The 6,402-nt window shown below is 68.1% G+C and carries 6 protein-coding genes; 1 reads left to right on the top strand and 5 read right to left on the bottom strand.

From position 1 onward, the window contains the following. A partial coding sequence (locus tag E0T84_RS22455) for an integrase core domain-containing protein (protein WP_138745571.1) occupies positions 1-132 on the top strand: 132 nt, incomplete at its 5' end. A 200-nt stretch (positions 133-332) separates the two neighbouring features. On the opposite strand, the gene E0T84_RS22450 is transcribed toward E0T84_RS22455, so the two are convergent. The 5 genes from E0T84_RS22450 to E0T84_RS22430 form a co-directional block, all read right to left on the bottom strand. Further along, entirely contained in the window at positions 333-1,145 is an 813-nt protein-coding gene (locus tag E0T84_RS22450) for an enoyl-CoA hydratase/isomerase family protein (protein WP_047040635.1), read from the bottom strand. Continuing rightward, positions 1,142-2,311 (bottom strand): acyl-CoA dehydrogenase family protein, encoded by a 1,170-nt coding sequence (locus E0T84_RS22445; protein WP_052773271.1) that lies wholly within the window; start codon positions 2,309-2,311, stop codon positions 1,142-1,144. The genes E0T84_RS22450 and E0T84_RS22445 overlap by 4 nt, the downstream gene beginning before the upstream one ends. An 11-nt stretch (positions 2,312-2,322) precedes the next feature. Beyond that, positions 2,323-3,468 carry an acyl-CoA dehydrogenase family protein gene (locus tag E0T84_RS22440; RefSeq protein ID WP_052773272.1) on the bottom strand — a complete coding sequence of 382 codons (1,146 nt, stop codon included), beginning with the start codon at positions 3,466-3,468 and terminating at the stop codon, positions 2,323-2,325. A 3-nt stretch (positions 3,469-3,471) separates the two neighbouring features. Continuing rightward, entirely contained in the window at positions 3,472-4,659 is a 1,188-nt protein-coding gene (locus tag E0T84_RS22435; protein ID WP_047040638.1) for an acyl-CoA dehydrogenase family protein, read from the bottom strand. A gap of 669 nt (positions 4,660-5,328) precedes the next feature. Next, on the bottom strand, positions 5,329-6,210 hold the full coding sequence (locus tag E0T84_RS22430) for an SDR family NAD(P)-dependent oxidoreductase (RefSeq protein ID WP_047040641.1): 882 nt from the start codon (positions 6,208-6,210) through the stop codon (positions 5,329-5,331). Between the last annotated feature and the right edge of the window lie 192 nt (positions 6,211-6,402).

Below are 6,402 nucleotides of genomic sequence, written 5' to 3'. Positions count from 1 at the left end.
GAGGCCGAACGCGCCGGAACCTACCAGCACTGGCTGCATCACTACAATCACCACCGACCCCACACCGGCATCGGCGGAATGACACCAATCGAGCGCCTACGCGTTCACAACCTACCCGTGAAGAACAGCTAGAGCGCCGTCTCGGTCGCCGTGCTGCGAGTGACGTTGTCCAAGCACGGAACGTGCTTCTACAGCTGACGGCCGCGAGCGCGGAGATATCGTAGCGTCGGCAACGTCGTCAGTGGGACTCTGGCAGCCCGGCCGCGCGGCTGACGTAGTTGAGCACTGCCCGCGACAACGGCCTGCTGGCCTTAGCGGCTCAGGGTCACCGCTCAGCTAGCTTCATCGGCGGATCGGCGGATCTTGGAGAAATCAGGATCGCGCTTCTCGACAAAGGCTGCGCGGCCTTCGGCAGCGTCGGGCCCGGTCAGATCGAGGGTGGCCGACAGCCATTCGAGTTCGAGGAATCTTTCCAGCGGTACATCGAGCGCGCCGCGGATCATGCCTTTGGTCAAGCGCAGTGCCTCTGCAGGGCCGCGGGCGAGGGTTGCGGCGAGGTCGGTGGCGACGGTCAGCGCTGCGCCAGGCTCGGCGAGTTGACTGACCAGACCCGCGCCCGCGGCCTGCGGCGCGGTGAGCCGTTCGCCGCTCAACAGCAGCGCCGCGGCCCGGTGCCGGCCCAGCGCACGGGTTAAGAACCAGGCGGCTCCGCAGTCGGGCACTAGGCCGCGCGCCACGAACGGGGCCGCGAACACGGCGTCGCGGGCCGCTACAACCAGGTCGCAGGCTAATGCGAGGCTCCAGCCAGCACCCACCGCGGGCCCCTCGACAGCGGCAAGCACTGGTTTGGGCAACTTGAGCAGCGTGTCGAGCACGCGCTGTCCGACCAGCAACCGCGCCGCGGGCGCGCCGAGCCCCGCTCCGCGGGCCGGGGAGGTCTTGACGTCGCCGCCGGCGGAGAATGTCCCGCCGGCGCCGGTGAGTACCACCGCGCGACAGTTGTCGTCGGCGGCCACCTCATCGATTGCCTCACCCAGCTGGTGCCAGGTTTGCCAACCGAGGGAGTTGCGCGCACCCGGCCGGTTGAGGGTGAGAACCGCGACACCGGGTCGCGGCCGGTCGAACAGCACCTCGGGTTCACTCACTTGCTCGTCCTCCCCGCCGCGGCCAGCCTGCCGTGTGGTGCGGATGGCACAAGACGTTCGTCGCCGCGTAGCAGTGCGGCGAGCGCTGAACGTGCCCCGACCACAGTATCGGCGCCCCGACCGGCAACCGCGGCGCGATACCAGAGGTGCAGCCGCTGATCCCAGGTGAACCCCATACCCCCATGACACTGGATGGCGGCCTCGGCGGCCGCGAGGTAGGCCGCCGAGGCCCACAGGCGGCTGGCCCGAACGTCGCACATCGCGCCGGGCGCGCCCGCGGCGACGTTCCAGGCCGCCTGGTAGACGAGTGAACGGGCTCCCTCCACGCCGCTGGCGGCGTCGGCGAGCCGATGCCGGATCGCCTGGAACGCCCCGATCGGCCGCCCGAACTGCGTTCTCGTAGTGCAGTAGTCCACACTGCGCGCGATCACCTCGGCGCCGCCACCGACCGCCTCCGCATCGAGAAACAGGCTGTACAGCGTCGCGCAGCGCTCCTCAAGCGCCGACAGGCCAGGGTCGGTGTACAGCGCTTCGGCCTCCAGGCGGGTCCGGCGCAGGCGGACATCTGCGACGGGCCGACGCAAGTCCACGCCGGCTGACACGCCGACTTCGACTCCCGCCTGGTCACAGCCCACGAGCGCGAGCCCTGGTACGCCGTCCAGGTCGACCGGCACCACCACCGCCTGAGCGTCGCCGGCGGCGGGAACCCGCGCCAGCACTCCGCTGACCCGAATCCGGTTCGCTTCACGCACGGCGCACAGACGCCGGTGCCGCCACTGCGGCACCCCGTCGCGCCCGGATATGTCCGGAACCGGGGGCGCCGCGGTGATGACGCTGCCGGTGTGCAGTCGTTCGAGCAGCCCGCTCATGCCGGCGGCCTTCGCCAGCGGCATCAGGTAGCCGGCAACCACGTCCACCGGTCCGGGCACGGGGACCGCGCCGAACGCTTCGGCCACGTGCACGCCGCCGACCCAGTCCGCCGGCGCCCCGGTTTCTCCGGTTGCCGCGCCGAAGTGCTCCAACCATCCGGCCGACACCAGCTCCCGCCACGCCGTTGCCCGGTTGTCCCGGGCGGGCTCCCGGATCAAGTCGGGCATCCGCGCCTCGAGAAACTCCCGCAGCGCGGCCCGCAGCATTGCCAGTTCGTCATCGATCCGGTAGTCCATTCCACCCTCTTTCACCGGCGGTCGCTCGGCAGGCCGAGCGCCTTCGCGATCAGGTTGCGCTGGATCTCGCTTGTGCCGCCATAGATCGTTTCGGCGCGGGCAAACAACAACGAGCGGGTCCATTCCGACCACCCGGCACCGGCCGCAGCCACTTCTGGTCCGGCCGCCTCCAGCAGGGTGGCCAGTTGCTTCTGGTGGCTTTCGCTCCACAGAACCTTCGCGATCGGTGCGAGCATCCCTGGCTCGGCTGCATCAGCATCGAGCGCGAATACCCGGCGTACTGTGCTGTCCACCACGCGGGTGCGCACGAACGCGTCGACCAGGGCGTTCTCGGCGCACGCGTCGCGATGGACATCGTCCAGCGCGCTCAGCATCCGCGTCAGTTCACGCGACAGTTGCAGTGACCGCTGGGCCAAGGCGCTGGAGCGTTCCCGAGCCAAGGCGTAGGTGGCGACCGGCCACCCGTCGCCGATCCCGCCGACCACGTCGGCCGCATCGACGACCACGTCATCGAAGAACACCTCGCAGAACTCGCTGGTGCCCGTTAGATTGCGCAGCGGCCTGACGGTGATGCCGGGGCGGTCCATGTGCACCACGACCAACGTCGGGCCGGGCGAGTCGGCAACCTTGACCAGTAGGTAGCACCGCTGCGCGAACAGTGCGTAGGATGTCCACACCTTCTGGCCTGATACGAGCAAGTGGTCTGCCTTGGCAACCGCCCGGGTGGACACCGCCGCCAGGTCGCTGCCGGCCTGGGGTTCGGAGAACCCCTGACACCAGATGTCGTCGTGGCACAGCATCGGGCGCAGATACCGTCTTCGCTGCTCGTCGGTGCCGAATCGCATCAGCGCGGGGGCGAAGATGCCCATGCCGTTGGTGTTCATCGGCTCCGGCGCGCCGGTTTCGACCAGCGTTTCGACGAACGCGAGCTGTGCGTCTACCCCTAGTCCTTGGCCGCCGTACTCCGTGGGCCAATGTGGGGCAAGCCATCCCGCCTCGAACAGGCGCCGGCCCCACTCCCGGCGCATCGCGACGTAGGACTCGTCGTCGCCCGTTCCGACCGGGATGTCACGCCACCGTGGCGGCAGGTTCGCTTCAACCCAGTCTTTGAGCCCGGCTCGGTAGTGCTCGGCGCTTGCGCTCAGCCCCAAATTCACGACTCAGCACCGCCGCTGGCTGGTGCGCACGCCGGTGACCTCTGCGGCGATCATGTTGCGCAGGATCTCGGTGGTGCCCCCGCCGATGCCCATTCCGCGCACGTCGCGGAAGTACCGTTCCATCGGGTAGCGGGTGAGATATCCCTTGTGCCCCAGCAGCTGGATCGCCTCGTTGCACACCCGCACCGCGGCCTCGTTGGCGTACAGCTTGGCCATCGCGGTCTCGCGGATACCCGGGAAACCGGCGACATCGGTGCGCGCGGCGCGCCATAGCAGCAACCGCGCGGCATCCAGCTCGGTTGCCATGTCGGCGATCTTCCACTGGATGCCCTGGAACTCCAGGATCGGGCGGCCGAACTGCTCACGCTCCTTGGCGTATTCGACGGCGTCCTCCAGGGCGGCGCGCGCGACCCCGATCGACATCGCGGCGTTGCCGCACCGCTCGGGATTGAACTGGCGAATCAAAAACGAGGCGCCCTCTTTGGAACCGGGACGCGGTTCGAGGATCACCTGATCGCGGCGCACGGGGGCGTCGGTGAACCGCAGCACCCCCTCGGCCACGCCGCGACCGCCCATCTTCTCCTCGGTTTCGATCGGCGCCAGGCCTTCGACGTCGGCGTCCACCAGCACCGCGCCTATCCCGTCGGGACCGTTGGTCTCGGGCGCGCGACAGAACACCAGAAAGGTGTGCGCCTGCAGCGCGCCGGTGATGTGGCACTTGGCGCCGGTGAGCCGAAAGTCGTCGCCATCGGGGGCTAGTGTCGTGGCCAGCGCGGTGCCGTCCGATCCGGCCTGCGGCTCGGTCATCGCGACGGCGAACCGCCGAGTGCCGTCGACCACCTCGGGCAGGTACTGCTGGCGCTGCTGTTCGCTACCCATCCGGGCGATCACCCGCGGGGGTCCGTTGAGCTGCATCTGGATGGTCAGCGCGCTGGCCATGCAGCCCACCGCCAGCTCCTCGAGGACTAGACAGGCCTCGAACACCCCGAGGCCGCGACCGCCGTACTCGGTCGGCACGGTGAGCCCGGTGAAGCCGTTCTCGCGCAGGATCTGGTAGGAGCGCTCCGGGAATTCCTGGCGGCGGTCCCACTCAGCGGCGTGCGGGCGAAGCTCAGTGCCGGCGATGAGGTGGGCGCGTTCGACGAGTTCCTGTTGCGCGTCGGTGAGCTGGTCGAGCGCCGGGGTGGTCATTGGCACGTCCTTTCGTTCGCGGGAGCCGCGGCGTCAGCGTTGGGGCGCCAGATGAGCGCGATTTCCCAGCTACGAACCGCCATCGACCATCATAAAGTATAACTATTATCAGATAAACACAACATTTTGAAGTAGCGCCCGTGCCGCGGAGCCCGCGAACGCTACGGCTGGCGCGGCTCTACCCAACGTGACGCGGAGTCGCCGACGCGGTCGACCGAGCTGTCTGCGTGACCGCGTTGACCCAGCCGGCGCTGAGGGGCGAGATCGGGCGGTGCCAAGGTTTCGGCCATAAGCAGCACCTGTTGACTGCTGGTGTTGCCATCGCCCGCGAGCTGGCCGCTGGTCCCGGGTCAGTTGCTGTCGTGAACTGACTACGACACGATCGCCGAATGGCATCCAGCCCGGTCGGCGGCAAGACAGTCGAACCGGATCTGCAGTAGGGCTGTGAACCGCACCGGATTCGGCGATGCCGGTGTCTGTTCGCCCTGGAACAAGCATCGTTCGCGCCGAAATCCTTGCGCTGCGGCGATAACTCCGTCACCGTCGTCCGGGCAGCGACTGCCTCACACGGCGAGGCCGATCAAGCGACAGCCGCGCAGGGTTTCACCTGCCAGCTGACAACCTGTCAGCTGACAATCGGTGTCGGCGTATCAATTGCCGTTGGCCGACTCATCCCGAGCCCGCATGGCGTGCGGTGGCGACCGCCGCCTGACCCTCCTGTGCGCCAGACAGGTCGGCGATCTCCGCCCATCTGGCTGCGAGGTGATCATCGGACGGTGGGGACGGGAAGTCCACGCCGCGCGATTCGACGATCCGTACGCGGCTGAAATGGCGACCGTGAACCCGCACGATCTCGGCCGTCAGATCGCATTCCTCGGCGCATAACCAACCGACGGCGGCCGATACCCAGGCTGGGTCGAGGTCGCTGGCATCGTCGAGCAGGCCGACGGTCATCCGGGTCAGCGCGACCGGGGCGACGGCATTGACCCGAATGCCATGGCGGGCACCCTCCAGTGCGAGTGTATGCATCAGTCCGACCACACCAAGCTTTGCGGCCGCGTAGTTGGCTTGTCCGAAGTTGCCGAACAGGCCGGCGCCGGAAGAGGTTACGACGACCCTGCCGTAGCGTTGCTCGCGCAAATGGGGCCAAGCCGCGCGGGTCACAAACGCGGTTCCATCCAGGTGCACCTGGCGGACGGCCTCCCACTGCTGCACAGTCATCTTGTGAAACGTCGCGTCTCGCAGGATGCCCGCGTTGTTGACTACGATGTCTAGCCGGCCGAAGGCCTCGAGCGCGGATTTGACCGCCTCCTTCGCGCCGGTCTCGGAAGCGATGTCGTGGTCATCGGGCACGGCGACACCGCCGGCGGCCCGGATCTCCGCCACGACGTCCTGCGCCGCCGCAGCGTTCGCGCCACCCCCCTCTTTTCTCACCCCAAGGTCATTCGCGACGACCAGCGCGCCCCCCGCCGCCAGGCGTAGAGCATGGCTGCGACCGAGGCCGCGGCCCGCCCCAGTGACGATCGCCACCCGTCCGTCTACTCCTGGCATGAGCCCCGCCCTTCGCCCTTGATCCGTGTCTTGAGGTGCGTTCCGCTTCGCGGCCCACTCGACCCCCAGCCACTACCCAGCGATTGCTACGTCGCGGGCCGGATTCGCAAGACTCAACGAAATAACTATGGATAATCATTACACTATGTACACGGATTGCACGCAAGCTGCCGGACGCCAGTTCATCGGGAC

The organism is Mycobacterium sp. DBP42, assembly GCF_005924235.1.
GTDB lineage: Bacteria > Actinomycetota > Actinomycetes > Mycobacteriales > Mycobacteriaceae > Mycobacterium > Mycobacterium syngnathidarum.
The sequence above is the reverse complement of the archived record's forward strand: the minus strand, read 5'-3'. Positions and strand labels throughout refer to the sequence as shown.